This is a genomic window from Bacillus sp. A1, from assembly GCF_042296235.1.
Lineage (GTDB): Bacteria > Bacillota > Bacilli > Bacillales > Bacillaceae > Bacillus > Bacillus velezensis.
The window spans coordinates 3,616,993-3,643,187 of the sequence record NZ_CP141181.1; the positions used below are offsets into that span (position 1 = coordinate 3,616,993).

The 26,195-nt window shown below is 46.7% G+C and carries 27 protein-coding genes; 6 read left to right on the plus strand and 21 right to left on the minus strand.

The genetic code is table 11. The features are described 5' to 3' along the window. Positions 1–875 precede the first annotated feature (875 nt). From U2H13_RS17750 to U2H13_RS17795, 10 genes are all read right to left on the minus strand, one after another. The gene (locus U2H13_RS17750) at positions 876–1,427 is read right to left on the minus strand and encodes an SUKH-4 family immunity protein (RefSeq protein ID WP_021494834.1); all 552 of its coding nucleotides are present in this window, start codon (positions 1,425–1,427) and stop codon (positions 876–878) included. A 4-nt stretch (positions 1,428–1,431) separates the two neighbouring features. Beyond that, positions 1,432–3,336 (minus strand): T7SS effector LXG polymorphic toxin, encoded by a 1,905-nt coding sequence (locus U2H13_RS17755; RefSeq protein WP_376700558.1) that lies wholly within the window; start codon positions 3,334–3,336, stop codon positions 1,432–1,434. Between the two features lie 19 nt (positions 3,337–3,355). Continuing rightward, positions 3,356–3,616, minus strand: a complete 261-nt coding sequence (locus tag U2H13_RS17760) for a YwqI/YxiC family protein (RefSeq protein ID WP_007614257.1) — start codon at positions 3,614–3,616, stop codon at positions 3,356–3,358. Then, positions 3,616–4,050, minus strand: coding sequence for a DUF5082 family protein (locus tag U2H13_RS17765; protein WP_014419065.1), 435 nt, complete (start codon positions 4,048–4,050; stop codon positions 3,616–3,618). The genes U2H13_RS17760 and U2H13_RS17765 overlap by 1 nt, the downstream gene beginning before the upstream one ends. Before the next feature lie 280 nt (positions 4,051–4,330). Further along, on the minus strand, positions 4,331–5,119 hold the full coding sequence (locus U2H13_RS17770) for a YwqG family protein (protein WP_021494832.1): 789 nt from the start codon (positions 5,117–5,119) through the stop codon (positions 4,331–4,333). Positions 5,120–5,182: 63 nt separating this feature from the next. Next, entirely contained in the window at positions 5,183–6,508 is a 1,326-nt protein-coding gene (locus U2H13_RS17775) for a UDP-glucose/GDP-mannose dehydrogenase family protein (protein WP_061860939.1), read from the minus strand. A gap of 199 nt (positions 6,509–6,707) precedes the next feature. Next, complete coding sequence (locus U2H13_RS17780; protein WP_103526575.1) at positions 6,708–7,472, minus strand: tyrosine-protein phosphatase; 765 nt, start codon at positions 7,470–7,472, stop codon at positions 6,708–6,710. A gap of 45 nt (positions 7,473–7,517) precedes the next feature. Beyond that, positions 7,518–8,207, minus strand: coding sequence for a CpsD/CapB family tyrosine-protein kinase (locus tag U2H13_RS17785; RefSeq protein ID WP_021494829.1), 690 nt, complete (start codon positions 8,205–8,207; stop codon positions 7,518–7,520). Beyond that, positions 8,194–8,940 carry a YveK family protein gene (locus U2H13_RS17790; RefSeq protein WP_007407552.1) on the minus strand — a complete coding sequence of 249 codons (747 nt, stop codon included), beginning with the start codon at positions 8,938–8,940 and terminating at the stop codon, positions 8,194–8,196. Before U2H13_RS17790 ends, U2H13_RS17785 begins: the two co-directional genes overlap by 14 nt. Before the next feature lie 215 nt (positions 8,941–9,155). Further along, positions 9,156–9,299, minus strand: a complete 144-nt coding sequence (locus U2H13_RS17795; protein ID WP_003151259.1) for a hypothetical protein — start codon at positions 9,297–9,299, stop codon at positions 9,156–9,158. A gap of 203 nt (positions 9,300–9,502) precedes the next feature. On the opposite strand from U2H13_RS17795, the gene U2H13_RS17800 reads away from it, so the two are divergent. Continuing rightward, on the plus strand, positions 9,503–11,113 hold the full coding sequence (locus U2H13_RS17800) for an SWIM zinc finger family protein (protein ID WP_014419070.1): 1,611 nt from the start codon (positions 9,503–9,505) through the stop codon (positions 11,111–11,113). Continuing rightward, complete coding sequence (locus U2H13_RS17805) at positions 11,100–13,874, plus strand: DEAD/DEAH box helicase (RefSeq protein WP_103526574.1); 2,775 nt, start codon at positions 11,100–11,102, stop codon at positions 13,872–13,874. Before U2H13_RS17800 ends, U2H13_RS17805 begins: the two co-directional genes overlap by 14 nt. Before the next feature lie 112 nt (positions 13,875–13,986). Here the strand turns inward: U2H13_RS17805 and U2H13_RS17810 are convergent, their stop codons facing one another. From U2H13_RS17810 to U2H13_RS17825, 4 genes are all read right to left on the minus strand, one after another. Then, positions 13,987–14,844 (minus strand): Cof-type HAD-IIB family hydrolase, encoded by an 858-nt coding sequence (locus U2H13_RS17810; protein ID WP_014419072.1) that lies wholly within the window; start codon positions 14,842–14,844, stop codon positions 13,987–13,989. After that, entirely contained in the window at positions 14,841–15,623 is a 783-nt protein-coding gene (locus U2H13_RS17815; protein ID WP_003151250.1) for a DeoR/GlpR family DNA-binding transcription regulator, read from the minus strand. The genes U2H13_RS17810 and U2H13_RS17815 overlap by 4 nt, the downstream gene beginning before the upstream one ends. A gap of 208 nt (positions 15,624–15,831) precedes the next feature. Beyond that, positions 15,832–16,173 (minus strand): single-stranded DNA-binding protein, encoded by a 342-nt coding sequence (locus U2H13_RS17820; protein WP_007614303.1) that lies wholly within the window; start codon positions 16,171–16,173, stop codon positions 15,832–15,834. A gap of 97 nt (positions 16,174–16,270) precedes the next feature. Further along, positions 16,271–16,624 (minus strand): hypothetical protein, encoded by a 354-nt coding sequence (locus U2H13_RS17825; protein ID WP_003151247.1) that lies wholly within the window; start codon positions 16,622–16,624, stop codon positions 16,271–16,273. Positions 16,625–16,796: 172 nt separating this feature from the next. On the opposite strand from U2H13_RS17825, the gene U2H13_RS17830 reads away from it, so the two are divergent. After that, a complete protein-coding gene (locus U2H13_RS17830; RefSeq protein ID WP_007407558.1) occupies positions 16,797–17,207 on the plus strand; it encodes a YwpF-like family protein in 411 nt (136 codons plus the stop codon). A gap of 45 nt (positions 17,208–17,252) precedes the next feature. Here U2H13_RS17830 and mscL read toward each other — a convergent pair whose 3' ends face one another. Together mscL and fabZ are read right to left on the minus strand one after the other, a co-directional pair. After that, the gene (mscL, locus tag U2H13_RS17835) at positions 17,253–17,648 is read right to left on the minus strand and encodes a large conductance mechanosensitive channel protein MscL (protein WP_014419073.1); all 396 of its coding nucleotides are present in this window, start codon (positions 17,646–17,648) and stop codon (positions 17,253–17,255) included. A gap of 56 nt (positions 17,649–17,704) precedes the next feature. Beyond that, positions 17,705–18,130, minus strand: coding sequence for a 3-hydroxyacyl-ACP dehydratase FabZ (fabZ, locus tag U2H13_RS17840; protein WP_003151242.1), 426 nt, complete (start codon positions 18,128–18,130; stop codon positions 17,705–17,707). A 195-nt stretch (positions 18,131–18,325) separates the two neighbouring features. On the opposite strand from fabZ, the gene U2H13_RS17845 reads away from it, so the two are divergent. Next, positions 18,326–19,390, plus strand: coding sequence for a tetratricopeptide repeat protein (locus U2H13_RS17845; protein WP_017418759.1), 1,065 nt, complete (start codon positions 18,326–18,328; stop codon positions 19,388–19,390). A gap of 17 nt (positions 19,391–19,407) precedes the next feature. Here the strand turns inward: U2H13_RS17845 and U2H13_RS17850 are convergent, their stop codons facing one another. From U2H13_RS17850 to spoIIID, 4 genes are all read right to left on the minus strand, one after another. Next, on the minus strand, positions 19,408–20,229 hold the full coding sequence (locus U2H13_RS17850; protein WP_014419076.1) for a flagellar hook-basal body protein: 822 nt from the start codon (positions 20,227–20,229) through the stop codon (positions 19,408–19,410). Positions 20,230–20,253: 24 nt separating this feature from the next. Then, positions 20,254–21,051, minus strand: coding sequence for a flagellar hook-basal body protein (locus U2H13_RS17855; protein WP_007614310.1), 798 nt, complete (start codon positions 21,049–21,051; stop codon positions 20,254–20,256). Between the two features lie 159 nt (positions 21,052–21,210). Beyond that, positions 21,211–22,212 (minus strand): cell shape-determining protein Mbl, encoded by a 1,002-nt coding sequence (gene mbl, locus U2H13_RS17860; RefSeq protein WP_003151237.1) that lies wholly within the window; start codon positions 22,210–22,212, stop codon positions 21,211–21,213. A gap of 180 nt (positions 22,213–22,392) precedes the next feature. Continuing rightward, positions 22,393–22,674: a sporulation transcriptional regulator SpoIIID gene (gene spoIIID / locus U2H13_RS17865; RefSeq protein WP_003151236.1), complete on the minus strand. Its 282-nt coding sequence runs from the start codon at positions 22,672–22,674 to the stop codon at positions 22,393–22,395. 331 nt (positions 22,675–23,005) lie between these two features. On the opposite strand from spoIIID, the gene U2H13_RS17870 reads away from it, so the two are divergent. Both U2H13_RS17870 and U2H13_RS17875 read left to right on the plus strand, forming a co-directional pair. Beyond that, positions 23,006–23,419, plus strand: a complete 414-nt coding sequence (locus U2H13_RS17870; protein ID WP_007407562.1) for a MarR family winged helix-turn-helix transcriptional regulator — start codon at positions 23,006–23,008, stop codon at positions 23,417–23,419. Between the two features lie 24 nt (positions 23,420–23,443). Continuing rightward, positions 23,444–24,640, plus strand: a complete 1,197-nt coding sequence (locus U2H13_RS17875; protein ID WP_014419077.1) for an MFS transporter — start codon at positions 23,444–23,446, stop codon at positions 24,638–24,640. Positions 24,641–24,675: 35 nt separating this feature from the next. Here the strand turns inward: U2H13_RS17875 and U2H13_RS17880 are convergent, their stop codons facing one another. Next, positions 24,676–26,130, minus strand: a complete 1,455-nt coding sequence (locus U2H13_RS17880) for an NCS1 family nucleobase:cation symporter-1 (RefSeq protein WP_021494824.1) — start codon at positions 26,128–26,130, stop codon at positions 24,676–24,678. Positions 26,131–26,195 lie beyond the last annotated feature (65 nt).

The following is a 26,195-nucleotide window of genomic DNA, read 5'->3' on the forward strand; positions in this document are numbered from 1 at the left end:
CAAAAAGATTGTCTTTATTACCGTTTACCAGACGATTGATTGCACATTTATACAGATCTGACTCTACTTCTTCAGCAATATCTCAAAAATCCATAGGAATGAAATCTTCAGAATAGTTATCATCAGAATTGAAAATATTCGATAATTCTTCATCTATTGTTTTTAAGTGATCATTATTTGAAATTATACCCAGTAACTGTCCGGTTTCATTTGATTTTGCATCTTGCCAAATTACTTCAACTTCATCAGTATCTTGAGACCGATGCTAATTGTTGAGCGATTTCAAAATCTTCTGTAAGTGTAATATATCAGACAAATTCCGATTATTATTTTTAAATAATTCTCCATGCTTAATAAAGTCAATTACCTCTTCCACTAAATCGCTATATTCACCGAAACTACTCATTTATTTAACCACCTTTCCCATAATTCCTTTGTAGCCCCCGCCCTTTGCTAAAAAGAAGGCTTTTTGTTTTTTATCCTCCCCTCTTTAATTTTATACCGATAAAAAACCTGAAAGGCGTAAAAGAAACCAATCCAGGTAGGATTTCTATCGTTTTTTAATCAATTAGTAACTCCAAGTAATATATTTAATTAAGGCTTCTCTCCAGTGTTCATAAAAAGCAAAAATTAAAAAGCAGGTACAGTATAACACCTACTTTTTACAACAAATTTATGCTCAGGAAATTTTTATTTCAAATGACGTTCCAATTATTATCCATTACATAAATTGCATAAGCTAAAGGACTATCAGTAAACTCATACGCCGGATCCAGAATAAAGCAATTATCTACTTTGACTTGTTAGGTGAAATAATATCCTTTAATAGGACATCTTTCTCTGATCAGGTCTCAATGCATCAAAATGAAAATTCATTATTCATATAAACTTTCTATTTCAATACCCCAGAAGTTCCCTTCATTTATACAATTTGAGTCTACTCTTTTCAGTTCTTCTTTCAACCATTCAATTACATATTCAGGAATATCATTGTCGATAAAAGCATCTTCTCCATTAATCTGAATAGCTTTGTCAATCATTTCTGAGAAAAGCAGTATACTTTCTGCAAATTGATTTATTGAAGAGTTAATAAATACTTCTTTATAGTCATTACCATTATCTAAATAAACAATTCTCTCGTTATTTTCTATAATACAAATTGGATCTCCGGAACCAGTAGAACCTAACAGCCAATATTTTCGAAACGCTTCCGACACATCAAAGATACTTCTAACTGGTTTAAATGATGTTTGAAAAGAAGTGAAATCCAAATATGGCGGAGGGGTTTCAGGTAAACCTCCTAATGAAATAAATTTTTTAAATTCCTCCGAAAAAGGAGTCTCTGCTAAGTCATCATATGGAAACTTTAATATCGGACCATTTTTATTAACATCCCAACTTCGATTAAATTCTTCGGGTAATAACATCGTGTCACCTTCCTGATTCTTTTCTGAATGTTTCTAGTCTATTCGCAATTTGATCGTCTACCCCAGTAATTCCCCATTCTTTCTCAACATTATGAATACCACCATATCCAGGATGAAGGCTTTTAGGTAAAGCTGCGGCCTGGCCTCCTTCTCCAATATGATGATGTCTCATTGGGTCTTTTAAGTAATCTGCATACTGTGGAAAATGTTTTATAAATTGTTCATCAACAACTGGGACTCTTCCTCTTTTAATCTTAGCAGTATTTTCAGCACTCCAAAACTCAGGATTACTTTTTAGCAGCGTATTAAAAAACTTTTTCGCATTTCTCTCCCAGCCAGCAGCATTTGTCCCAGATTTTCCCTTACCCTTGAAATTCATCTCTACTACAAGCCTAGGATCAATTAAATACTTATTATCGTAGTTTGAAAGTTCTCTGCCTTTATATCCTCTAATTCGATCGTATTTTCCGTCATTATTCCATTTACCAGCCATCTTCACAATCCCAAGATCTTTCACAGCCGTCGTTTTCACATCAGCATGAATGATCGGGAAAGTTGCGCCATCCGGTGTGACAGTCTTATGGACACGAATTTTTACATTCGTCGGGACTTTGAATTCTTTTACTTGGTCTAGAATCTTTTTCCCTTTTTCAACTTTTGATGCTTGTGGCGATTTTGCAAGCGGTATGCCTTTGTTTACATGCTTCGCCAATGCACCCGCTCCAACCATACTCAGCGCAGCTTCCAGCGCCCCTTGCTTCCGCTTCTCCTCAGACACTTTGTTTCCGAACATATCTCTGCCTGTGACGGCTTCTGTGAATCCGTTTGAGGCAACAAGGCCGTATGCGCCCATTTCTGTCATTTTGAGAATGTCTAAGGATTTTCCGGTTTTATAGGCATCTAAAGCATGTTCTGCGGCAATGACGGTTTTTCCGGTTTTGTAAATGGCTTTTCCGCCTTTGAAAGCGCGGCCCGCCCAGCCGACGACCGGTATGAATCCGGCGGCGGCCATCGCTCCTGCTGTGACGCGTTCTGCGGTGGAGAGTTTTTCGCCGGTCACCGGATCAACGCCTTCGGCTGCTCTTTTATAATCATAATAGCCGGTGACTTCGCCGGTAAAGTTGCAGATGCCGTCCCATGTTTTTTCGTACCATGGTTTATTGGCTTCTTCTTCAGCCTTTTCCTGAAGCCGTCTTGCTTCGGCCTGCTGGGCTTTTGCGTCAATATAGCCCGTTCCCTGTTTTTCTGTCGCCATGACGCTTTTGTAGATTTCATTGCTGTGGAAAGCTTTTTTGTCATAGTACATAGGGGATGCGCTTTTCCCGTTGCTGGTGGCCTGCATGAGAACGGAATATTTGCTGAGCACTGCGTTGTCCAGAGATTCTAAGTTTTGATATTCAGCGGTCAGGGATTCATCAAGCGTATCGACTGCCGTGATCGTGTCGCGTCTGGTTTTCTGGGCATCGCCCATTTTATCAGCGTAATCATCCAGCGTATATGTGTCGAGATGAATAATATCGCTGATGCCTGACAAAATTGAATCGATTTCTGCTTTATGAGCGGAGACAATCTCTGAAGCTTTCAAATCCGCATTGGGCAGCTCATGCTCCAAAAATGAAGTCTCCACATATGTATCGCTGAGTTCTTGATCTTTAATGTCACCTGAAATGCCATTTAAAAACGCAATTTGAGCAGAGACAAGCGTCAGCCAGCTGTCGGCGATTTCCGCTTGTCCCTGAAAAAAATCTTTTATATTGTCTGCGCCTTTCCCTTTCAAAGCATCGCCCAGATCGGCCACGCCTTGAAAGGCTTGTTTGAGCGCACGCAGCTGCTCTTCAAGGGCTTCGTATTGTTTCCTTCTCTTATCTGCTTCGTCCGTTAACGATTGTGATTCAAACACTTTGCTCATCGGCAAGTCCTTTCTTTCGTTATTTTACGGCGATCGCCTCGTCCTGTTCTTTCAAAGAATCTACGTTGTCTTTAACGTCCGCGATATTCTTATGAACGGCCTGCTTGTATTCGCTGATCATTGATACAAGCTTTGCCTCGCGGGATTGGTACTTGGAGGTATAGTCGAGCTTGTTTTTTCCGTTTGAACCGGCGTTCCCGATCGAAACGGCCTCCAAAGCGCTGCTGACGGATTCAAGCTGCTTCATGACGGCTCCGTATTTGAGTTTTATTTCTGCCATTAAAACCAACTCCAGCTTCTTTTGATTGATTGTATTTTTTCTCCGACCGTGTCAAGGGCTTCTTCTCCCAGCGTCAGCAGGTGCTCTGCCTCTCTCGCGATGCTTCTGGCGGCAAGGAGCCCTCCTTTTTCAATTTCAAGCTGTGTCATCTTTAAGCCGATTCGGTAAATATAACCGTCGTATTTGTCTGTGACGATTCTGTATGCTTCTGTATGGGCCTGGTCGCGCCGGTCATCAAATTCTTCAGCAAAAGTGCCGGTCCAATGATGGTCCAGGTGCGGCTTGAGGATGTCTCTGATTTCAGATACGCCCTCTTCCTGCAGAGATTCTATCTCTCTTTTCGCTTCTTTTAATTTATCAATTTGGTGTTCAACCTCGCCCAGTTTATGGCTGATCGTGCTGTTAATATGGCTTAATGTGCTTGAATGGCTCATCTGTTTTCACCTCGTCTTACGCAAAAAGTCGTACAAAAAGCACAGACTTTTCCATACTATATTTCCATATATTATATTTTAAAATAGACAGAAAGCAGCTTAAATAGGTTAAATGACTTATTTTCAGCAGCCGAGATGCTCATCATTAACGCCAAAAGACTCACATAAACGGCATATCCATTCATTGATCTCCTCTATGTATCCATGATAAATTCCCTAAAAAAAAGGAGACAGTGATGAACCGTCTCCTTTGCCTTGTATCATGATTATCATACTGTCGTTAACTGCAGTCCCAGTTGTACAAAACGTTTGAGAAATCTTTTTTCTTCAAATCTTCCGGTCTGATAAAGAAATTTGCGATTCCCACATCTCCCCACATCGAATCAATGTCATCATCTGAATCAATTTGCAAAAGCAGAATCGTATGGTTTTGATGGGAGTAAGACCGCGGATCTTCCTGGGTGAAGGACGCATAGCCGCCGATTTTATGGCCGAATGCGTTCGCCGTATATTCGTCATACACCTCATCGTCAAACTGCTCGAAATAGTCAAAGGCATCCATCCCGGCATACCGCCCGAATTGAAAATCAGACGGGAGCACCCATTCAGCAGACAGCTCAGGGGTGATCAGCGCTTCGGATTGAATCGGAAAATCGTACTCCTCTTCAACCTGAACGAAAGAAAAATCATCCATGAGCTCCGCTTCTTCTGCTGTCACATGTTCAAAATATTTGACGCAGAAACCCGTTTGCGAGCACCCATCGTCAAAATTCAAACCGTATACGTCATCACTGACCGATATGTAAAACTGAAGAATGCCGGTGTCCGGAAAATCAGGAAGTCCGGGCATATCCGCAAAATTGATTTGAGCGAGAAGCTTCATCGGCCTGCCGCTTTCATCTTCAGGATATGGTTCATGTTTCGGAAAATAGGGGTCTCCGGCCATTTTACTGTCATACCGACCCGTTTCAGCTTTTTTGACGTGCAGTTTGATAAAGGGCCGTGCTGACGTTTCCAGCAGACCGCGGGATGATTCCATTTGCTTCGGCAATTTCCATGTTTTTTCCACGATAAATATCCCCTTCGTCTCTAATGATTGTATGATAAAAGGCCGGCGCAGTCCGCCGGCCTTTCAAGTGACAGAATCAGTCTGAGGCACGACGGCTCTTCTTCCGATTGAGATATATTCCACGCCCGCCTGTTCCGCTTCCTCAAGCGAGTGGCAGTTTCTCCCGTCGAAAATAACCGGGGTTTCCATCAGCTCTTTGTACGCTTCAAGCGGGAAGTGTTTAATTTGTTCCCAATCTGTCAGAATCAGGACGGCATCCGCTCCCCTGACGGCTTCTTCTATGGACTCCCGATAGGAAACCGCAGCCGGAAGCAGTCCGGAAGCCCGGAATGAAGCGATCGGATCGTACGCTGTCATCCGGGCGTCAAGAGCCGCCAGACGATCCGCAATGACAATGGACGGCGCGTCCCGCATATCATCTGTATTCGGCTTAAAAGACAGCCCTAATAATGCGATGGTTTTCCCCGTCACACCGCCGAGCCTGTTCAGCACTTTATCAACCAGCATGGACTGCTGGTTATTGTTGACTTTAATGACGGACTTCAGCAATTCAAAATCATGCTCCACATGTCCCGCGATCTGCACGAGGGCGTTTGTATCCTTCGGAAAGCAGGAACCGCCGTAACCGATGCCGGCTCTTAAGAATTGATTGCCTATCCGTTTATCCAATCCCATTCCGTGTGCGACTGATTCCACATCCGCACCGACTTTTTCACATATATGAGAAATTTCATTAATAAAACTGATTTTTGCCGCTAAAAATGCGTTTGACGCATATTTGATCATCTCAGCGCTTCTGATGTCCGTATGATATACCGGAATCGCAAGCGGCGCGAAAACCCGGTCAAGCGTTTCCCGCGTCTGCCGGTCTTCAGCCCCGATCACGATGCGGTCGCCGTGAAAGGTATCGTGAATCGCCGAACCTTCACGGAGAAATTCCGGATTCGAGGCGATTGAAATGTTCACGTCCGCTTTCAGCCGTGAATGAATAACTTCGCTGATCCTGTCATTCGTTCCCACGGGAACCGTGCTTTTTGTCACAACGATCGCATCTTTAGAAATATGTTCGGCAATCCGTTCGGCGACATTTTCAATATAAGTAAGGTTTGCGTGCCCGTCTTCTTTTTGCGGCGTTCCGACCGCTATAAAAATAACGTCCGCTTCCGCAAGCCCTTTTTCGTAGCTCGTTTCAAATGCCAGCCGATGCCGGCCGATATTTCGTTTCATCATATCTTCAAGGCCCGGTTCAAAGATAGGGGACAACCCCTTTCTCATCTGCTCAACCTTACGTTCGTCAATATCTATGCATGTTACGTCATGGCCGATTTCTGAAAGAGACACTCCTGTCACAAGACCGACGTAGCCTGTTCCGATCACTGTTATTTTCATCGTGTTCCCCCAACCGTTTAGAAATTGCTGCTGGGCAGCTTACCGTTATTATCATATGATCCCGGCGCCGGCGGAATGCCGGAAGCCTGAGGTCATGATAGGAAAAAACGGCGCCGGCCGCTGATAATAGCATAAGCATAAAAGAATCATCTTGCAAAACAGCCGCTTACGCTTCATTTAAACGGGATGGAGACGACGATTAAAAAAGACCCCAGCGCTTACGGCGGGCCACAGGCAGCGGAGGTTCCTTATAAACGGCTTTGTTTTCAGCGAGAAGCGCCGCATTTTCCGTGAGCATGTAAATCAGCTCAGCCCCTGCTTCTTTTTTCAGAACGCCGAGCGCCTCCTGATAATAAAAATTTCTCGGTCCGAGATTATGGGCGTCAGATGCGAGAAAGTGGATCAAATTCGCTTCCATCAGCTGCAGCGAAAAGGATTTCGCTTTCCGCCCGAATACTCCGGCAATGCAGCCGGCCGTCACTTGGGCGGCCGCGCCTTTCTTCACAAGACTGTATAGAACGGAAGGGTTTTCGCGAATTTCCCTGTTCCGCTCCGGATGGGCGATGACGGGGACATATCCGTTCAGCTGCAGTTCATAAAACAGCCTTTCAGCGTAGGCCGGGACATGATCCGCCGGAAATTCCGCCAGCACATACTTCGTATCATGGAGCGGGACAAGCGAGCCGCTTTGAAGACCTGTCAGCAGATCTCCGTCTGTTCTGATTTCCTGGCCGGGCAGAACAGTCAGCGGAATGCCTTCCTTATTCAAACGTTTGTTTAACATGCTGACCGCTTCGCTGACCGTATGCCGGTCCGTGTCATAGCGGTATTTCACATGATGCGGCGTCGCGATGATCGTATCAATCCCCTGTCTGACCGCTTCTCTCGCCATCTTCAGGCTTTCTGTATCATCCGCCGCGCCGTCGTCTATGGAAGGAAGGATGTGACAATGGATATCTATCATATTTCAATCCCTCCTTAAAAAGAATGGACCGCGCCCATTATGACATTATTGTCCGTAATAGGCGTAGTCCGAGTGTTTCGTTTGTTTCTTCCCGTTCATCACGGCCCCAAGGAGCTTGCACGGGCAGTAATCGAGCGCTTCTTTCGCCTTGGCCGCTTTTTCCTTGTCCGTTTTCCCGCTTGAGATCACCATAATGGCCCCGTCAGTGTAGCTGCCTAATATTTTCGTATCGGCTACGGCCAAAACGGGAGGCGTATCCAAAATCACCTTATCATAAACTGCGCCGGCTTCTGACAGAAGATCTTTCATGGCGCCCGTCGATAAAAGCTCCGCCGGATTGGGCGGGATCGGCCCGCTCGTTAAAATATCCAGGTTTGCTTCATCAGCCGGCAGGACGGCTTTCTGAAACGGCATCTGTTTTAACAGCAGTGACGTTAATCCGGTTCCGTTGTCCAATTTGAAGGTGAAATGAACCGTCGGTTTGCGCAGATCCGCATCAATTAAAAGCACTTTTTTCCCCTGCTGTGCAAATACGACGGCAAGGTTGGCCGCGGTTGTCGATTTTCCTTCTTCCGGGCCGGCGGATGTAATCAAAAGGGACTTCACCTCCGTATCAACGGAAGAAAATTCAATGTTTGTGCGGATCGTACGATATTGTTCTGAGTTGATGGATTTCGGCTCAGACATCGCAATCACACTTCGTTTTCCGAGTTTGTCTTTTTTACGCGTCAACATGTCCGCCCCCCGCTTGTTTGGTTTCCGCCATCCTCAAGTTTTTGGCAACGCTGTCTTTTGTACTGATTGAAGTAACCGTTCCCAGGATCGGGATGCCGAGCAGCGATTCCAGCTGTTCTTCCGATTTGATCGTATTATCCAGATGTTCCAGCAAAAAGGCGAGACCGATTCCGCCCAAAAGTCCGGCGGCAAACGCAATCGCGATGTTCAGCTTACGGTTAGGCTCTGCCGGTGACTGGCTGTCCGCCGCTTCGGCCTTTGAAAGGATGCTGACATTATCCACGTTCATGATGGCGGTGATCTTGTCCTGAAAAACGGCTGCAACCGCATTTGCCATAACGGCCGCCCGCTTAGCATCCGTATCCCTCACGGCAATCGTCACGACTTGTGAATCCTGCTCGCTGGACACTGTGATTTTCGATTCCAGCTCTTTCGAAGTCATGGACAGATGCAGCTGTTTAATCACTTCGTCGAGGATGACCGGGCTTTTGATGATGACATTATACGTGTTGATTAATTGGAGGTTGGTTTGAACGTCATTGAATTGGACTTCTTTTTGATTGTTTTTGGATTGGCTGACCAAAATTTGAGTTGAGTTTTCATAGACCGGCGTAAGAGCGAAGAAACTGATGAGTCCGCCTGCGGCAGATGCCGCCGCGGTAATAATAAGTATAAACAGCAGACGCTTTCTCAGTATTGCGAATATTTCCTTTATGCTTGTAGATTCTCCCATATAACCTCCATATCACTTTCCGCGTATTCCCATTCCCTCCAATGATCTTTTCCAATTACGATTATACAGCTTTAAACTGTCATTTCTAACCTTTTCAAATGACAAAATTCGACAAAAATAGACAATCACTTCAATCTGTTTTATTTTTGTAAGCGCTTTAAATACTGGTGTTACAGGAAGATTAAAAAATCCCGCGGCCAAGAGCCTGCGGGATTTTATGTTGCATATCCATTTTTAATATAAGAAATCAAATTCTCAAGCATTTCTTTTGTGGTCATCTCAGAGGACTGCTCACCGATGTCGTGCGCATGCATTAAAATCTTCAGAAACTCCTCTTGATCTAACTTCGTTTTCTTCATCATTCGTTTCCTTTCGGCTTCCATTAAATTGAAAACAAGATTATTATATGCTGTCGGGTGCTGTTTTGCAATCTCTAATACATCATTCGACACATTCGGGTTTTTATGTCCTTTTTTAGGAAAAACTTTTTCCGGGCCATGTGTTGCGATATAATAGAGGAATTGGAATCTTTTTATTTTGTGACTCGTTAGGAGCGATAATCATGCTTCAGGATATGATTGCTAAAGAAGATGTGCTCGCAGCGGCTGAACAGCTTAAAGAACTTCTTCCTTACAATGAAGACAATGTTCAGCTGATGAAGAAAGCACTCATTTTATATCGGCAGGATTCCGTCTATCGTATACAGGTTCAAACCCCGACAGAGATTTCCGCATATGTGCAGGATGTTGTGCCTGTAAGGGTCACGCTGAACTTATTTTTCATGGTGAAAAGCGGCTGCGCATGCCCGTCTGAGGCGATCTGCCGCCACGTGCTGGCCGTTTTTCTTTACGTATATGCCCAATTCGAGCGGGTCGGTACCTTTACCGAACATTGGCTGGAAAGAGAAAAGCTTGAGGAAAGCAGGGAGCTTGTCCGCCGGCAGTTTCAGGAAAAAGTGCTGCCGAATGAAGAGTCGCTGTCAAGCTGGCTCGCTTTTTTTGATTCGGAATTCTCGCTGTGGGAGGCGCGGACGCCGGCCGGAAGCCAGACGATGCAGGGCCTTTATTACGGCTATCTGTCAGCGCTCAAAAAACACGCCCCGAAAAAACCCGAGCTTAAAAGCTTATATCAGATTCATTCGGCGCTTGCCGTCTGGCTTCACATGTTCACTTTGATTGAGTCAGGCAGATTGGATGCCGAAAAAGATTATTACAGCATCAATCCCTACGTGGAACAGCTGATGGATACGATTTATTCCTCCATTGACAGACTGAAAACGTACGCCTTGTCTTTTTCACTCGATCCTTTTTTAGACCGGACGCCCCCGGTGCTGCGCAGACTGCTTGTGAAAGAAGAGCTTTTTCAATACGAACGCCTCCGGGTATTCGGTGAAATGTGGAGCGCGCTTTTGAACCGGCCGAAATGGGTCGCGCGTGAACAGGAGATTCTCGCACAGGAAAGCGGGCGCCGTTTTTCGCCGGAAGTGCGGTTCGGACGGCTTCATCTGGCCTTTTTGCAAAAAGATGATGAAGCGGTCTTCCAAGATATGTCCCGCTTCCCTCCTGAAGCGCTGCCGTATACTTTTCAATGGCTCGGTGAACTCACCGCGAAAAAAGACTGGAAACGGCTGAAAACATGGTATGGCCGGATCGAACCGCTTGCCGTGAACTATACGAAGCTTGATAAGCCGTTTAAAGAAATGCGCGACATCATCGGAGAGCTGTTCGCGCTATTGGCGGATTACGCGCGGCACTCACGGGATGATCAGCTGTTTGAACGGTTTGCTTCCGGCTGCCTTCCCTATACCTTTACCGAATACAGCCAGTACCTGTACGAAAAACGGCGGTACGCGGAGTGGGTGGAGATTCACAGCCTCGTCGGTTTTTCCGTCTGGGAAATCGAAAAGGACATCCTGAAGGAAATTGCCGCCAGTGATCCGGAAGCGCTCATCCCCTCCTATCACCGGGCGGCGGCCTTTTTTATCGATCAAAAAAACCGCAGCGCCTATAAAGAGGCTGCACGCCATCTGAAAAAACTGCGGACGCTTTATAAAAAGGCAAAAAAACAGCAGGTATGGGAACGGTATATCAGCCGGCTGAGCGCAAGTTACAAGAGGCTGCGCGCCCTTCAAGAAGAATTGCAGAAAGGAAAGTTGATTGATGGCGAGTCTTAAGGAAATTTTCATTCATGTAGAACAAATGGAAGATTGGACATTTACGCTGTCAAGCCATGATGAGAAGGAGCAGCCGCTTACTCTCAGTCAGATGAAGACTCATTTGTTCCAATGGCATGAGTCCACCTTTTACGGAACGTTTCTTGAAGACGTCAGCTTCATAGGCACTCCGGCCGTTCTGCTCAGCCCGTGGATGACCGTCGAGCTGCTCGGAAAAAACTCGTTCAATTCATTCAGCACCGTGCAGCTGACAAAGGAAACGGAACCATTAATCGAAGCGGCTTCGACGATATACGAATTTATTGCCGACGGCGATTTTCTTCCGGACTATGAGGCTTGGCAAAATGGCGTCCTGCGTTTCAAAGACCGCGAGCTTTTGCTGGAAGGCTTTACGGCAGACTGGTTCTCAGCCGCGGTCCAGGACTACATTCAGTACAATGATGACCTGCTGGAAAAATGGCGGCGGATCGAAACCCGCTCACCGGCCGTTCATACGTTTAAAGGCTCCTTTTTGGATGAAGATGATTTTCTCGAGGGAATCGGCTGGCATGACGATGTGACGCCGTTTACCGTCGGGCTTCGATTAAACGAGCCTGATTTCGACGGTGACGACTGGAAAATCGAAATGTTTTTACGTGAGAAAAAAACCGGCTCCATCACCTTTTTTGACGGACTGAAGGGACTGAAAAAAGCGTGGCAGGCATACAGCGGAAAAATCGCGCGCGAACAGGACCGCTTCCGCAGAACGGTTCCCTGGCTTTCGTTTGATTCAGGAACGACGCTGATTTCTGAAGAAGAGGCTTGGATCTTCTTATCGGAAGCGAGTGAGACGCTTGTCAATATGGGTGTGGAGATTCTTCTCCCATCATGGTGGCAGATTGTCCGGGACAGCAATATGATGCTTAAGGCGAAAGTGTCATCCTCCCCGCGGGGCGAGTCCTTCGTCGGTATGAACGCTCTGCTTGATTTCAACTGGAGATTCGCCACTAACGGAATTGAGCTGACAGAGGATGAATTCAATGAGCTTGTCGCAAACAACAGACGTCTCGTCAACATCCGCGGCCAATGGGTGAAAATTGATCCGCAATTTATTAAACAGATGAAAAAACTGATGGAAAAAGCGGAATCTGAGGGCCTCCACATGTCCGACGTGCTGGCGCGCGAACTGATGGATCACGGGGAAAACGGAGCCGAGGACACGGACATCATTGACTCATCGGCATTTGCCGGGATCAAGATCGAATTATCAAAGCATCTCAGAAGCCTGATCCGCAAACTGACGGAAGCCCGGGATCTGCCGGAACATGAAGTCAGCGCCGCGTTTCAGGGCCAGCTCCGCCCTTATCAGATGTACGGCATGAACTGGCTTCTGTTTTTACGGGAAAACGGCTTCGGCGCCTGTCTCGCAGATGACATGGGACTTGGAAAGACGATTCAGATGATCGCTTATTTTCTCCATGTGAAGGAAAGCGGCCGGCAAAAAGCGCCTGCCTTAATCATTGCGCCGACATCGGTGCTCGGCAACTGGCAGCGTGAGCTCCAGACCTTCGCGCCGCAGCTGAAGGCCGTGCTTCATTACGGCCCCCGCCGGCCGAAGGGGGAAGCATTTGTCCCGGCCTATCAGGACGCGGACGTCGTTCTTACTTCTTACGGCCTGTCGCACGCCGATCAGGAAGAGCTTTCTTCCGTGACATGGAGCACCATCTGCCTTGATGAAGCGCAAAATATTAAAAACGCGCATACGAAGCAGTCCCGCGCGATCAGAAAGCTGAAAGGCGTCCATCATATCGCGCTGAGCGGAACACCGATGGAAAACCGCCTGACAGAGCTTTGGTCGATCTTTGATTTTATGAACAAAGGCTATCTCGGCAGTCTGACCGGCTTTCATAAACGCTATGTGCTGCCGATTGAGAAAGACCGTGACGAAAAAAGAATCAACCAGCTTCAGCAGTTAATCCGGCCGTTTTTACTGCGCCGGACAAAACGGGATGAAGAAGTGGCGCTTAATCTTCCTGACAAGCTGGAACAAAAAGAGTTTATCCCGCTCTCAGCCGAACAGGCATCCCTTTATGAACAGCTTGTCAAAGATACATTTGAACATATGGCTTCTCTGACCGGGATGCAGCGGAAAGCGCTGATTTTGAGCATGCTCGGCCGCTTGAAACAAGTATGCGACCATCCTGCGCTCTATTTGAAGGAAGAACAGACAGAGCTGTTAAACGGGAGATCCGTCAAACTGGAAAAGCTGCTTGATTTAATGGCGGCGATCCGCGGACAAGGGGAAAGCTGCCTCATTTTCACCCAATACATTCAGATGGGCAACATGATGAAGCGCCTCCTGGAAAAAGCATTCGGAGAACCGGTTCAGTTTTTAAACGGAAGCCTGTCCAAGCTGGAACGCGATTCTCTCGTCGAACGGTTCCAGAAGAAAGAATACCCGACGCTGATTTTGTCACTGAAAGCGGGCGGAACCGGCCTGAACCTGACGGCTGCCAACCATGTCATTCACTATGACAGATGGTGGAATCCGGCGGTGGAAAACCAGGCGACCGACCGCGCCTACCGAATCGGCCAGGAACGGTTCGTCCATGTTCACAAACTCATTACGACGGGAACGATTGAAGAAAAAATTGATGCCATGCTAGAAACGAAACAAACGCTGAACGATCAGATTATCCAAAGTGAAAATTGGATTACCGAGCTGTCATCCGATGAGCTTGAAGAATTATTCACCCTCAGCGCATCGGCGCAATCACATTAAACGCAAAAAGACCGGCTCTCTCAGAAGAGCCGGTCTTTTATGTCGTCCTTACTGTTACGCCGCATTTGCCATGAATGCGTCACGCCAGTCATGAACAGTATCGCCATACCTTTCACAGTAAATTCCTGATCATATGCGCAACGCCGTTTTGATCATTTGTCAATGTAACGGCATCAGCGATCTCCTTAATATCTTCTCTCGCATTCCCCATCGCTATGCCTTTTCCGGCCGCCTGAAGCATTGAATAGTCATTTAAGCTGTCACCGACCGCGGCGGTTTCAGCCATCGGAATGCCGAGCTTTTGCGCCAGCCGTTTGAGCGCCTGCCCTTTAGAGGCGTTTCGAGACGCCAGTTCGAAGTTGTGGTCGGCAGAGCTGACAAGGGTGAGATCTTTCTGACCGCTGAATCGGTCCCAGCCCGCTTTCAGCTTCCGCTCATCAAACGAAAATCCGAGAATATTATAAAAATCCAGATGCTCTTCTTTCTCAAAGAGCTCACGGTATGAATGAATGTAAGCAAAGCCGGACTGGCTGTATTGCACTGAAGCCGCCTGTTCCAAAACGGAAAGATCGGTTTCCGGATTGGCGCTTTTCACCCGGTCCATTTCGATATCGAGCAGCTGCCTGCCGGTTTCAGGCGTATAGATGGCTTTGTTTGTAAACACCTCATAGTAATATTGATTCTCTTCAAGCCATGACAAAATGCCGCGGGCTCTTGTTTCTTCAATCGCATCACAGTGGTACAGGCTGCCGTCAGGAGCATGAATGGCGGCTCCGTTTGCGCTGATGACCCACGTTTTTATGCCGAGCGGTTCGAATATGGAATGCACGTCAAAATGCGCGCGTCCCGTGGAAACCACGATTTCAATTCCCGCTTGCCGGGCTTCCCTTAAAGCCCGCTCATTTTCATCGCTTACTTGATGACTGCTGTTCAGCAGTGTGCCGTCCAGATCTATGGCAATCAGTTTCACATGTCCTCATCCTCTTCTTCAGATTCAGTTACAAGCAATTCTACGCCGTGCCGGTCGAGCAGATCGCAAAAATCCTGATCAGGCAGCCGATCGGTAATCAGCAGGTCAACCTCGTGCAGGTCTGCATACTGATAAAAACTCGTACGGCCAAGCTTGGAGTGATCGCTCAGCGCAATCACCTGTTCCGCCTGTCGGATCATTTTACGCTTTACCATGCCGTCTTCTTCATGAGGTATCGTCAGGCCGTTTTCCGAGATGCCGACAACGCCGATCAGCACCTTATCGGCGTGATAATCCCCCAGTTTTTCTACGACGGAAGCCCCGTATAAAAACCGGTGTTCCTTCTGGAGCTTTCCGCCGAGCAGGTGAATATCAATTCCCTCTTTTGCGGAAAGGATATCGGCCTGATTGATCGAATTTGTAATAACAGTGCAGCCGGTGACATTTAAATGCTCCGCGCAGGCCTGCACGGTTGTCGAGGTGTCCAGGATGATCCGGTCTCCTTTATGGATCAGGGATGCGGCCAGCTTGCCGATTTTGTTTTTCTCTTCAGAAACAGTTTTCAGCCGGCCCGAATAGCCAGGAACTTCCTGATTCACCGACGGCAGAATCGCACCGCCCCGTGTTCTGATAATGGCCCCGCGCTCTTTCAGCTTTACAAGGTCCCTTCTTGCGGTATCTCTTGAAATATGAAGCAGCGAACATATCTGTTCAGCGGTGATCCGCCGATGCTGTTTCAAATATTCCATTATCGCAATCAGTCTTTCTTCTTGATACACGTCCTCATTCCCTTTTTCGTCACTTATCTGTAAGTAATTATAAGTTTTTATCCCGATATATTCAATGTTTTTAAGTATTCATAAGCGAAATCACTTCTTTTTAACCATTTTTTAGCTCCCGCACAAAAAAACCAGTCTTTCGACTGGCGAGTGGGAAGGAGGTATTGCGGGGCCCGCTGAATGGCGGGAAATCGAGGAGAAAAGCATGCTATTCAGCCAGCGGCTCTTTCTGTTTTTGATCCATAAACCGAACGGTATCAGCCATGACCTCGGTCACATAAACTTTTACGCCGTCTGTCTTTTCATAGCTTCTCGTCTGGATTCTGCCGCTCACACCGACCATTGACCCTTTTTGGCAGTACAATGCCGTGTTTTCAGCGTTTTTTCTCCAGATGGTGCAGTTGACGAAGTCGGTTCCGGTTTCACCCGACGCGCTTTTAAAATTGCGGTTTACCGCCAGCGTAATATGCGCGACGGGAATGCCCGCTGATGTAAAACGGAGCTCCGGGTCTTTCGTCAGCCGCCCGACAAGCATAACGTGGTTAAACAAGCCGTATCCTCCTCTCTTTTTCGAGGCTGGCTTCATTGTAGTACAAGGGCTCTTGAAAGCAAAAAGCGGAAAAAGCCGTTATCCGTTCAGGCTGCTCTTATGTTTTCGTTTTTCTTTCTGATAAAAAAAACTTTTGTTTTTGACCGCTTATGTAATATGTATTTTTGAGCAGCCGCGAGAAAAGTTTCGTTTTGAGCCAGTCTTTCTCAAACATGCGGACAAACTTTCCGCCGTCCCATGCGAACCAGTAAAAACTCAGCTTTTTATCAGTCAGTGAAAGCTGAATTTTATACTGTTCCATGCGGTCTTTTGTTTCATATAAAAAGACGACATTTCCCCTTCTGTTAAGATGCACCTCACAATCTTCCTTTTTGCATACCAAGTAGGAATGATCGTCTTTTCGCCTTGAACCGTCTTCTATATAGATTTCCTTCAGGCGCAATTGATTCATAAGCATCTCTCCATGACCATATTCTTTTACATTATAATGAAAAAATAGAAATGATTAAATGTTGACCGCCTACAAAAATGATGAAGCATGTCTTACAGCATTTTCCCGGGAAAAATGATATGTGTTATAATAAATGAACGAAAAACATGGACAACAGGGGTGAAAATAAGAGATGAAAACCTTTAAACTGGTTGATCTGAATGTGGAACGTTTAGATAAAGACGATCAGCCGATTGAGCAGTTTCCCCTTTTAGACGGATTGATTATTAACAAAGAGGACGGAGAAAATCACTGGTTAATTGAAGCACTGGTCCCGGCCGAACACTTTTCTTTTTTTGACATGCTGATGAAAAGCCAGAAAGAAGCGAAGGTGTTTGTAACGATTACGAAAAAAAGCAACCGTCCCGCCCAGCTGACGGGAAGCATCAAAAATATCGTCGAGCTGGAAAGAAGTATACAAGTTTTAATTTACGGTCAAATGGTGTCAAGAAACCACCCCGGATCAGAAAGCATTCTGGAGTCGCTCGTGAAAGAAGGCTACTCGGGCAGCCGGCTGATTGAAGCGTTTAAACAAAAATTATAATCATGAAAAAGGCCGGACGTTAATCATCCAGCCTTTTTTTGTGCCTTAGTCATTGTGAGGAGCCCGCTGTTTCAGCAGATCTCTGATTTCAGTCAGCAGTTCTGTCTGCTGATCTGTTTCCTCGGCTTCTTCAGCCTCTTCTTCTGCTTCTTTTTTACGTCTCAGCTTGCCTATTGTGCGGATCACGATAAAAATAGAAAATGAAATAATGAAGAAGTTCACAATCGTTTGAATGAAGCTTCCGTACTTGATATGAGCCTCGCCGAATGTCACGGCCAGCCCTGAAAAGTCAAGACCGCCAAGAAGCAGGCCGACAAGCGGCATGATGATGTCTTCAACGAGCGACGTCACGATTTTGCCGAAAGCGCCGCCGATGACGACACCGATTGCCAGATCCATGATATTGCCCCGCATCGCAAAGCTTTTAAATTCTGACCACATTAGATTCACCCCTTTCTATACAAAATGGGCTTTTTTATAAGCCCATTTGTTTGTTTTTATTCTCCGAGCGCAAAAGTTAATTCAGCTTCACACACGAGCTCGCCGTCAACTTTGGCAACGCCTTTGCCGCGTCCGATCGTACCGCGCGCGCGGGTAATATCAACCTCAAGCTCCAGCTTGTCACCCGGTTTTACCTGCTTTTTGAAACGGCAGTTATCAATCCCCGCAAAAAATGCAAGTCTGCCCCGGTTTTCTTCTTTAATCAGCATCGCAACCGCTCCGACCTGCGCCAAAGCCTCTACGATTAATACGCCCGGCATAACAGGGTATTCAGGAAAATGGCCGTTGAAAAAATCTTCATTCGCCGTCACATTTTTATATCCCGCCGCCCGTTTTCCTTCTTCGACTTCCGTAATTCTGTCTACCAGAAGAAACGGATAGCGATGGGGAATAATTTCTTTAATTTGCTGAGTATCAAGCATTCTCTTGACATCTCCTTCATCGACAATAGTATGTATAGAAGGTATATGTGGCAACCAATCTGTACATTTGGAAGTATATTATGAATCAATTTCTTTTTCAACCGCGCTGTAAACTGTAACCAGCTGGCAATGAGCCTCGTCCATTAATGTGTTATGATAAATAAAGATTTTTACCCTATGCAAAGAGGTTGGAAGATGATTGCTAAGTTTACTGAAAAACGTACGCGGGTGATGCTGAATGAGTGGTATGACGCCATGGGAAAACGCCAATTCGATCTAGCCCGTTCCCTTCACGAACAAATCAATCAGCATCTCCCCAAATTACAAAAGAATGCAAAGCTCAAACTCAGATATCAGCTGTTTTTCGCACGGTTTCAGCTGCTGTTTGAGAAAAAAGACGGTCTGAATAAACTGTTCTGCGAGCTGAAGCGGCGCAAAGATGAGATGGATCATGAATTAACTTATTATTTCTATTTTTTCAAAGGGTTATTCCATATGGTGAATGGCGCTCCGAACCGTGCTGTCTGCCGCTTTAAAGAAGCTGAACAGTACCTGCCGGCCATACAGGACCGTTTCGAAGCCGCTGAATTTTATTATAAAACAGCGGGTGCATATTACATGATGAAGTCGCCTGCGCTCTCCATTCAATATGTCAATAAAGCGCTGGAAATCTATCAAGATGAAGCCGGCTACATCAAAAAAACGCTCAGCTGCCGGCTGCTTCTCGCCGTGAATTATATAGACGAGGCACGCTATGAAGACGCAGAACAGCTCTTTAATGAATCCATAAAGATAACGGACCGGATCAATGACAATAACCTGCTGTGCCACGCCTATTATAATTTTGGTTTTTTAAAGACCGCCCAGAAAAAAGATAAAGAGGCCCTCCCTTTTTACAAAAAGGTATTGGGCAATCAGCGTTTCGAGAAAGAGTCTCCCGTTTCCTACCTTCATTGTGTATACGAAGCGGTCAGAGCACTTTTTAAAACCGGTTCTGCCGCCGAAGGACAAACCGTGCTGCAGAAAGGTTTATACATATCTGAAAAAGTGCAGAACAAGATTATGAAATTGAAGCTGACCGCGCTCAACATACTGTACACCGCTCAGGAGGACCCGTACGACCGATTGCAGAAGCTTGTGCTGGAGCTGCAGAAAATTGAAGCGTGGGTGGATTTGGAAGTGCTGCTTCAGGATATTACTGATTACTACAAAAAAAAGGGCGATTTTGAGAAAGCCGCATTTTTTATCATGCGCGGCTGATCAAAACGCCCCTTCTTTTATCTGACTGAGTTGATTAAGCCCAGCATTTGGTCTCCCAATGTAATCGTGCGGCTGTTCAGCTGATAGGAACGCTGAGACACGATTAAGTCGGTCATTTCTTTTGACATATCGACATTTGAACTTTCAAGCGCGCCCTGCTCCATGCCGATTGCCTGCCGGTTTGCGCCGGTAAGCTCTTCAATCGCTGAAGCCCCCGCGCCGTTTACGGAAAACAGATTATCCCCTTCCGCATGAAGCGCCTGAGGATTATTGACATTGACGATGCCCAGATTAAACGTCTGCGAACGGGTTCCCGCCTGGTCTGAAGCAGTCAGCGTTCCGGTTTTGCTGATTTTCAGCTGAGTCAGCGAACTGTCAATTTGTATGGGCTGACCGTTCTCATCGAGAATGGGATTGCCTCCCGCTGTCATCAGCTGAAGCAGCCGGTCATTTCCGCCGGCCGGCTTGAGGGAAAGTGAGCCGTCCCTTGTATACACCCGCCGTCCGTCCGCTTCTGCCTGAAGATATTGATAAGGTGATGTGAACGCGATATCAAGGTCACGGTCGGTTTTTTTGATGCTTCCCTGCCCTGAGTCCAGCTGCGGGGTCATGACCGTTCCGGCGCCGAGACGCAGGCCGGGCGGCGTTTTCCGCATGTCCGGCGAATTTTCCTTTTTGTCATCTATATGGTCATACTGCTGTCTGATCAGCTCGGAAAAGCGGGAGTCCCTCGCTTTATAGCCTGTCGTATCACTGTTTGAAAGGTTGCTGCTGACTGTATCCATCTGCTGCTGAAGCTGATTTAAGGCTGTTGAAGCCGTCAGCATTGATCTGAGCATCATAATTGAACGTCCCCCATTTTGTTACACTTTGCCGATTTCATTTGCGGCTTTATCCATGCTTTTATCGTAAGCCTGAATGACTTTCTGATTGGCTTCAAATGATCTGTATGCTTCCGTCATTTCTGTATACGTGCTCGTCACGTCCACGTTCGAAAGCTCCGAGACGCCTTGCTTTAATGAATACGAGACTTGGGGATTCGCCGCCGCGCTCGGCAGTTCAGAGCCGTCGGCCGTGCTGTATAGGTCATTGCCGTCCCGTTTCAGATTGCGCACGTCTTCTTCCATTCTGATGTCAATCTGCCCCGCCGGCCGGCCGTTTGTCGTGACCGTTCCGTTTTCTGATACGGTGAATTTTTCATTGTCGACTGTAATCGGCTGTCCGTTTGTTGATAACACAAGGTTTCCGTTTATCGTAAGCTGATTGTTTTCATTTAATGAGAAAGTGCTGCTTTTTGAATAGCGGACGCCGCCCGCGGTCTGCACGGGATAAAACAGCTCGGCGTTTTCATTCGTTTCGGCATTCTTGGGAACCTGATTCTCCATCAGCGCGATATCCGTCGGCTGATCGGTCGTTTTCAGGCTTCCCTGCGTAAACAACGGTTTCAGCTCCTGCATGTATACGCCTGTGTTGACGGAGCCGATTTTCGTTTTTTTGTCGCCTTCTATTCGGCTCAGAAGCATCTCGGGAAAGGCGCGGATTGAACCTTGATCCTCTTTGTACCCTGATGTATTCGCGTTTGCGATGTTATTTGACAGCATTTCCGTTCTTCTCTGCTGTGTAATCATTGCGGACGTTGCGGTATATAATCCTTTTAACAAGTCTTCCACCTCTGAAATAGCATTATTTCCAGTTGCACCACCGGAACATTTGTTCTATAATGAAAATCAGCATTTTTTCTTATTATCGGATTTACATTCCCGTTCGTGAAGGGTTTGGCAGAAAAAAACCCCATTCTTTTTCAGAATGAGGTTTTATCATCAGCTCAGTTTGCGTTTTGGAAGCTTGTCCATGTTATCCAGCATGACGCCGGTTCCGACCGCAACACAATCCATCGGGTTCTCAGCGACAAGAACAGGCACCCTCAGCTCTTCGGCAAGAAGCTGGTCAAGCCCGTTTAACAGCGCTCCCCCGCCGGTAATGATAACGCCGCGGTCGATGATGTCAGCGGACAATTCAGGCGGTGTTCTTTCAAGAACCTGCTTGGCGGCCTGCACAATGACGGCAACTGATTCACGAAGGGCTTCTTCTACTTCTTTGCTGTTTACTGTAATCGTTCTCGGCAGACCGGAAACCATGTCACGGCCGCGGATGGTGATTTCTTCATGACGTGCGTCTGGGAAAACCGTTGCGACCTTCACCTTAATATCTTCAGCGGTACGTTCACCGATCAGCAGCTTATACTCGCGTTTGATATAATTTAAGATTTCCATGTCAAACTTGTCCCCAGCCATCTTAATAGAAGAGGAGGTGACAATATCGCCCATAGAAATAACTGCGATATCTGTCGTACCGCCTCCGATGTCAACAACCATGTTACCGCTCGGCTGGAAGATTTCCATACCCGCGCCGATAGCGGCAACTTTCGGTTCTTCTTCAAGGTACACATGCTTTCCGCCGCTTTTTTCAGCTGCTTCTTTAATCGCTTTTTGCTCAACGGATGTAATATTCGTCGGGCAGCAGATCAGCATGCGCGGTTTTGAGAAAAGTCCTTTTACATTCAGCTTATTAATGAAATGTTTCAGCATGGCTTCTGTTACTTCGAAGTCTGCGATTACGCCGTCTTTCAGCGGACGGATCGCAACAATATTCCCAGGTGTACGTCCAACCATTCGTCTGGCTTCTTCACCGACAGCCAGCACTTTGCCGCTGTTTTTATCAAGTGCCACAACGGAAGGCTCATTCAGAACAATTCCTTTTCCTTTTACATGGATCAGTACATTTGCAGTACCGAGGTCAATTCCAATATCCCTTGCAAACATCTATTTATATCCTCCTTGATATCTGTTTCACAGTAAAATATCCACATTGTGCCCTAATTATATATATTATCATAATTTATCAAAAAAAAGCTGCTGAACGATATAAGTTCTTGACAAAATTTTGCGGATATTCGCGAAACCGCCCGGGAGGAGAAAAAAGGGCCCGGCAGACGTCAGGCGCTACGGCTGCTGAACGGGCTCCCCTTCAAGAATTTCATCCTTCTTGTACTTTAATTTCGTCGCCTCTCCCCCTCTTAAATGTCTGATGGATTTATGATAATCGAGTATTTCTTTTACTTCATTCGCCAAGTCAGGATTAATTTCAGGCAGGCGCTCCGTCAGATCTTTGTGTACGGTACTTTTGGAAACACCAAACTCTTTCGCAATGACACGAACGGTTTTTTTCGTCTCCACGATATACTTACCAATCTTGATTGTTCGCTCTTTGATGTAATCGTGCACACCACTCGACCTCCCCAGTTGGATGTGAGAAGTGTGAAATGAGATCCGTATTCTGTAACAAATTCACTGATGATGCAGCTTCTTCGTTGTCCGATTATATAAGAAGGTTTTAGAAATATGCCCACGATCCCTCACCTCAAACACTCTCTTTGATAGGTTTGTAACAGTGTATTAGCAATGAATTGGGAATATGCTAAAAACTCAATAAGGACAAGGGGCGGGTCATAATTTTCTGCTTTTTGAACGGGGGGTTTACATCCGCGCGATCCTGCTGTAGAATGAAACAGCACAATTAGTTACTTAGGTAAGTTTTTTGAAAAGGAGAACGGAAATGATCCACGTCAACAGACGCCTCATTCATCAAATCAATCAATGCGCCCGCCTGATTACGAAGAAAGCCAATGAACGGCTGGAACCATTCGGCCTGTACTCCTCTCAATGGTCAATCCTATATTGCTTAAAAACGATCGGACCGATGACCCAAAAAGAAATCTGGTCCTATCTGAACGTAGAGGCGCCGACCGTTACCAGAACGATCAAACGCCTTGAAGAAAACGGCTGGATTCAGCGGGAACAGGGAGAAGACAAGCGGGAAAAGCTCGTCGTCCTGACGAAGGAAGCTGAATTGAAATACGACAGCATCAATCAAGAGATGCTGAAGTTCGAGGAAGACATGCTTGCGGATTTCCAAGATGGAGATAAGGAAGCTTTTTCTGAGTTTCTGAATGTGTTTTTAACGAAATAGAAAAGAAAGGGAAGTGCTGTACTTTTGAGTAAATCTGACTCGATCTGGACCAAAGATTTTATTATGGTCGTACTCGTGAATTTATTTGTCTTTGTGTTCTTTTATACATTTTTGGCCGTGCTGCCTATCTATATGATTCAGGAGCTTGGCGGCAGTGAATCGCAAGGAGGGCTTTTGATCAGCCTGTTCCTGTTATCTGCTATTATCACCCGTCCTTTTTCAGGGGCGATTATTGAACGGTTCGGCAAGAAAAGAATGACGATTGTATCTCTGGCGCTGTTCGCCCTGTCTTCTTATCTGTATTTGCCGATACACAATTTCTATCTGCTGCTCGGACTGCGTTTTTTCCAAGGCATCTGGTTCAGCATTTTAACGACGGTCACGGGCGCAATTGCCGCTGACATTATTCCCGCCAAGCGGCGCGGCGAGGGGCTCGGTTATTTCGCGATGTCTATGAACCTTGCCATGGCGATCGGTCCGTTTCTCGGGCTGAGCCTTGTGAAAGTCATTTCGTTCCCGGTTTTCTTTACGATTTTTGCCGTATTTGTTTCTTTAGGCTTGCTGATTGCTTTTATGATTCGTGTGCCGGATCAAAACAACAGCGGAACGACAGTCTTCCGTTTTTCTTTCTCCGACATGTTTGAAAAAGGCGCGCTTAAAATCGCGATTGTCGGGTTGTCCATTTCTTTCTGTTATTCAAGTGTGACTTCATATTTATCCGTTTATGCAAAGACGATCCACCTGTTGGATGTCAGCGGCTATTTCTTCGTCTGTTTCGCAGTGACGATGATGGCCGCCCGTCCTTTCACAGGAAAGCTGTTTGACAGAGTGGGGCCGGGAATCGTCATCTATCCGTCGATTATCGTGTTCTCCGCGGGGCTTTGCATGCTGGCGATGACAAACAGCGCCCTCATGCTTCTCTTGTCCGGTGCCGTAATCGGTCTCGGATACGGCTCTATCGTACCGTGTATGCAGACGCTGGCGATTCAGAACTCGCCCGGACACCGTTCAGGCTTTGCGACGGCTACCTTCTTCACTTTCTTTGACAGCGGGATTGCCGGCGGGTCCTATGTATTCGGCCTCTTTGTCGCTTCGGCCGGATTCCATTCGATTTATCTGGCAGCGGGGCTGTTCGTGCTGATTGCATTGCTCCTGTATGGCTGGAGCCAGAAAAAAAGAACGCCGCTTGAAGCGGACGGAAACGTTTCAATCGCAGACTGATATGACAAAAAGCCGGGGGCAGCCCCCGGCTTTTTTTATTCGGCCGCTCTTTCCCGCACGATTCGTCCCTCCGCTTTTGCATAAGGAGGATGAATATACATAAGCGCCGTATAACCGAGACACGACAAAATGACACCCGCAAACCAGGAAATATCATAGATGCCGGCGAACGCCGGGACGTACATCCCGATTAAAGAAATAAACGCGCCGAGAAAAGTCGCGGCAAAGGCCCGGTAATTATAGCCTTTGTAATAAGTGTATTGTCCGGTTTCCGAATAAAGGTCTTCAACTGAGAGCTGCCTTTTTCTGATGATAAAATAATCAGCCATCATCACCCCGGCCACCGGTCCGAGCATCCCGCCGATGAGTCCGAGAAACGCATAAACATTCGTGGCGCTCTCCATCAGCTTCCACGGTATTGTGAACAGAGCCAAAACGGCGGTCAAATACCCTCCCCTCCTGAATGTAATATACTTCGGCAGGACATTCGCCAAGTCATAGGCCGGTGACACGATGTTTGCCGCCACATTAACCGAGACGGCGGCGATGCAAAGTGTGATGACCGAAAGAGCGATAACGAAAGGATTATCAAACCGGGCCAAAATCTCCACCACATCCCAAATCGGTTCTCCGAATGCTACCTGTGATCCGGATGTCACTGTAATGCTCGCAAACGCAAACAGCGCAAACGTTCCCGGCAGGCCGTAAAACTGGCCGCGAATCTGTTCTTTTTGCGACGCGGCGAACCGGGTGAAGTCAGGGATATTCAGAATCAGCGTCGCCCATATTCCGATAATACCCGTCACTCCGGCGGCAAACGGCCAAAACGTTTCAGAAAATGTATGGAACTTTCCAGGCTGTGAGTAAATCGGTCCGAGCCCGCCGGCAATATCTATCGCCCACCAGACCATGCCGCCGAAGACGAGATAAACAAGCGGACCCGCCCACACTTCAAATTTTTTGATTGATTCCATGCCGTGCCGCAGCACAAGCAGATGAATGCCCCAAAAGAAAATGAACGACAGAAAACCCGGCAGATGAAGCCCGAATATATTCCAATCTCCGCCGAGACTCCCCCAGCCCGGCCATATATTCAAAAGCAGAATGTGCAAAGCCGTGCTTCCGGCAAATGTTTGAATTCCGAGCCACATGATGGCTGTAAACGCCCTGAGAAGCGCCGGAATGTTAGCCCCGTATATTCCGTAAGAAGCCCTGATAATGACCGGAAAAGGCAGTCCGTATTTCGTTCCGGCATGGCCGTTCAAGGCCAAAGCGGCGAACAAAATGAGTGACGCCGTCACGATAATGGCGAGCACCTGCCACGGAGAAAGACCGATCGCAATGAGCCCGCCCACAGTCGCATAGGTCGGGATATTATGAATACAGCCCATCCAGATGGATGCAAAATTCACCGCTTTCCATGTCCGTTCGCCGTCTTCTAAAGGCAGTAAATCTTTGTTGCTTAGCCGATCACTCGTTGTTTTTGTCATTTTCTCCCTCCCGTATGTACGTTTTCCTTACATCACATGTGAAAAAATATAACTGAAAATTCCGT

What these genes read in the sequence shown, in the direction of transcription:
- U2H13_RS17825 (WP_003151247.1), bottom strand. Translation starts at nt 16,624, where the DNA reads ATGAATCAATTGCGCCTGAAGGAAATCTATATAGAAGACGGTTCAAGG.
- U2H13_RS17795 (WP_003151259.1), bottom strand. Translation starts at nt 9,299, where the DNA reads ATGAAGAAAACGAAGTTAGATCAAGAGGAGTTTCTGAAGATTTTAATG.
- U2H13_RS17845 (WP_017418759.1), top strand. Translation starts at nt 18,326, where the DNA reads ATGATTGCTAAGTTTACTGAAAAACGTACGCGGGTGATGCTGAATGAG.
- U2H13_RS17850 (WP_014419076.1), bottom strand. Translation starts at nt 20,229, where the DNA reads ATGCTCAGATCAATGCTGACGGCTTCAACAGCCTTAAATCAGCTTCAG.
- U2H13_RS17785 (WP_021494829.1), bottom strand. Translation starts at nt 8,207, where the DNA reads ATGTTGACGCGTAAAAAAGACAAACTCGGAAAACGAAGTGTGATTGCG.
- U2H13_RS17830 (WP_007407558.1), top strand. Translation starts at nt 16,797, where the DNA reads ATGAAAACCTTTAAACTGGTTGATCTGAATGTGGAACGTTTAGATAAA.
- U2H13_RS17800 (WP_014419070.1), top strand. Translation starts at nt 9,503, where the DNA reads ATGCTTCAGGATATGATTGCTAAAGAAGATGTGCTCGCAGCGGCTGAA.
- U2H13_RS17790 (WP_007407552.1), bottom strand. Translation starts at nt 8,940, where the DNA reads ATGGGAGAATCTACAAGCATAAAGGAAATATTCGCAATACTGAGAAAG.
- U2H13_RS17870 (WP_007407562.1), top strand. Translation starts at nt 23,006, where the DNA reads ATGATCCACGTCAACAGACGCCTCATTCATCAAATCAATCAATGCGCC.
- fabZ (WP_003151242.1), bottom strand. Translation starts at nt 18,130, where the DNA reads ATGCTTGATACTCAGCAAATTAAAGAAATTATTCCCCATCGCTATCCG.
- U2H13_RS17765 (WP_014419065.1), bottom strand. Translation starts at nt 4,050, where the DNA reads ATGAGCCATTCAAGCACATTAAGCCATATTAACAGCACGATCAGCCAT.
- mscL (WP_014419073.1), bottom strand. Translation starts at nt 17,648, where the DNA reads ATGTGGTCAGAATTTAAAAGCTTTGCGATGCGGGGCAATATCATGGAT.
- U2H13_RS17750 (WP_021494834.1), bottom strand. Translation starts at nt 1,427, where the DNA reads ATGTTATTACCCGAAGAATTTAATCGAAGTTGGGATGTTAATAAAAAT.
- U2H13_RS17805 (WP_103526574.1), top strand. Translation starts at nt 11,100, where the DNA reads ATGGCGAGTCTTAAGGAAATTTTCATTCATGTAGAACAAATGGAAGAT.
- U2H13_RS17880 (WP_021494824.1), bottom strand. Translation starts at nt 26,130, where the DNA reads ATGACAAAAACAACGAGTGATCGGCTAAGCAACAAAGATTTACTGCCT.
- mbl (WP_003151237.1), bottom strand. Translation starts at nt 22,212, where the DNA reads ATGTTTGCAAGGGATATTGGAATTGACCTCGGTACTGCAAATGTACTG.
- U2H13_RS17760 (WP_007614257.1), bottom strand. Translation starts at nt 3,616, where the DNA reads ATGGCAGAAATAAAACTCAAATACGGAGCCGTCATGAAGCAGCTTGAA.
- U2H13_RS17755 (WP_376700558.1), bottom strand. Translation starts at nt 3,336, where the DNA reads ATGAGCAAAGTGTTTGAATCACAATCGTTAACGGACGAAGCAGATAAG.
- U2H13_RS17780 (WP_103526575.1), bottom strand. Translation starts at nt 7,472, where the DNA reads ATGATAGATATCCATTGTCACATCCTTCCTTCCATAGACGACGGCGCG.
- U2H13_RS17775 (WP_061860939.1), bottom strand. Translation starts at nt 6,508, where the DNA reads ATGAAAATAACAGTGATCGGAACAGGCTACGTCGGTCTTGTGACAGGA.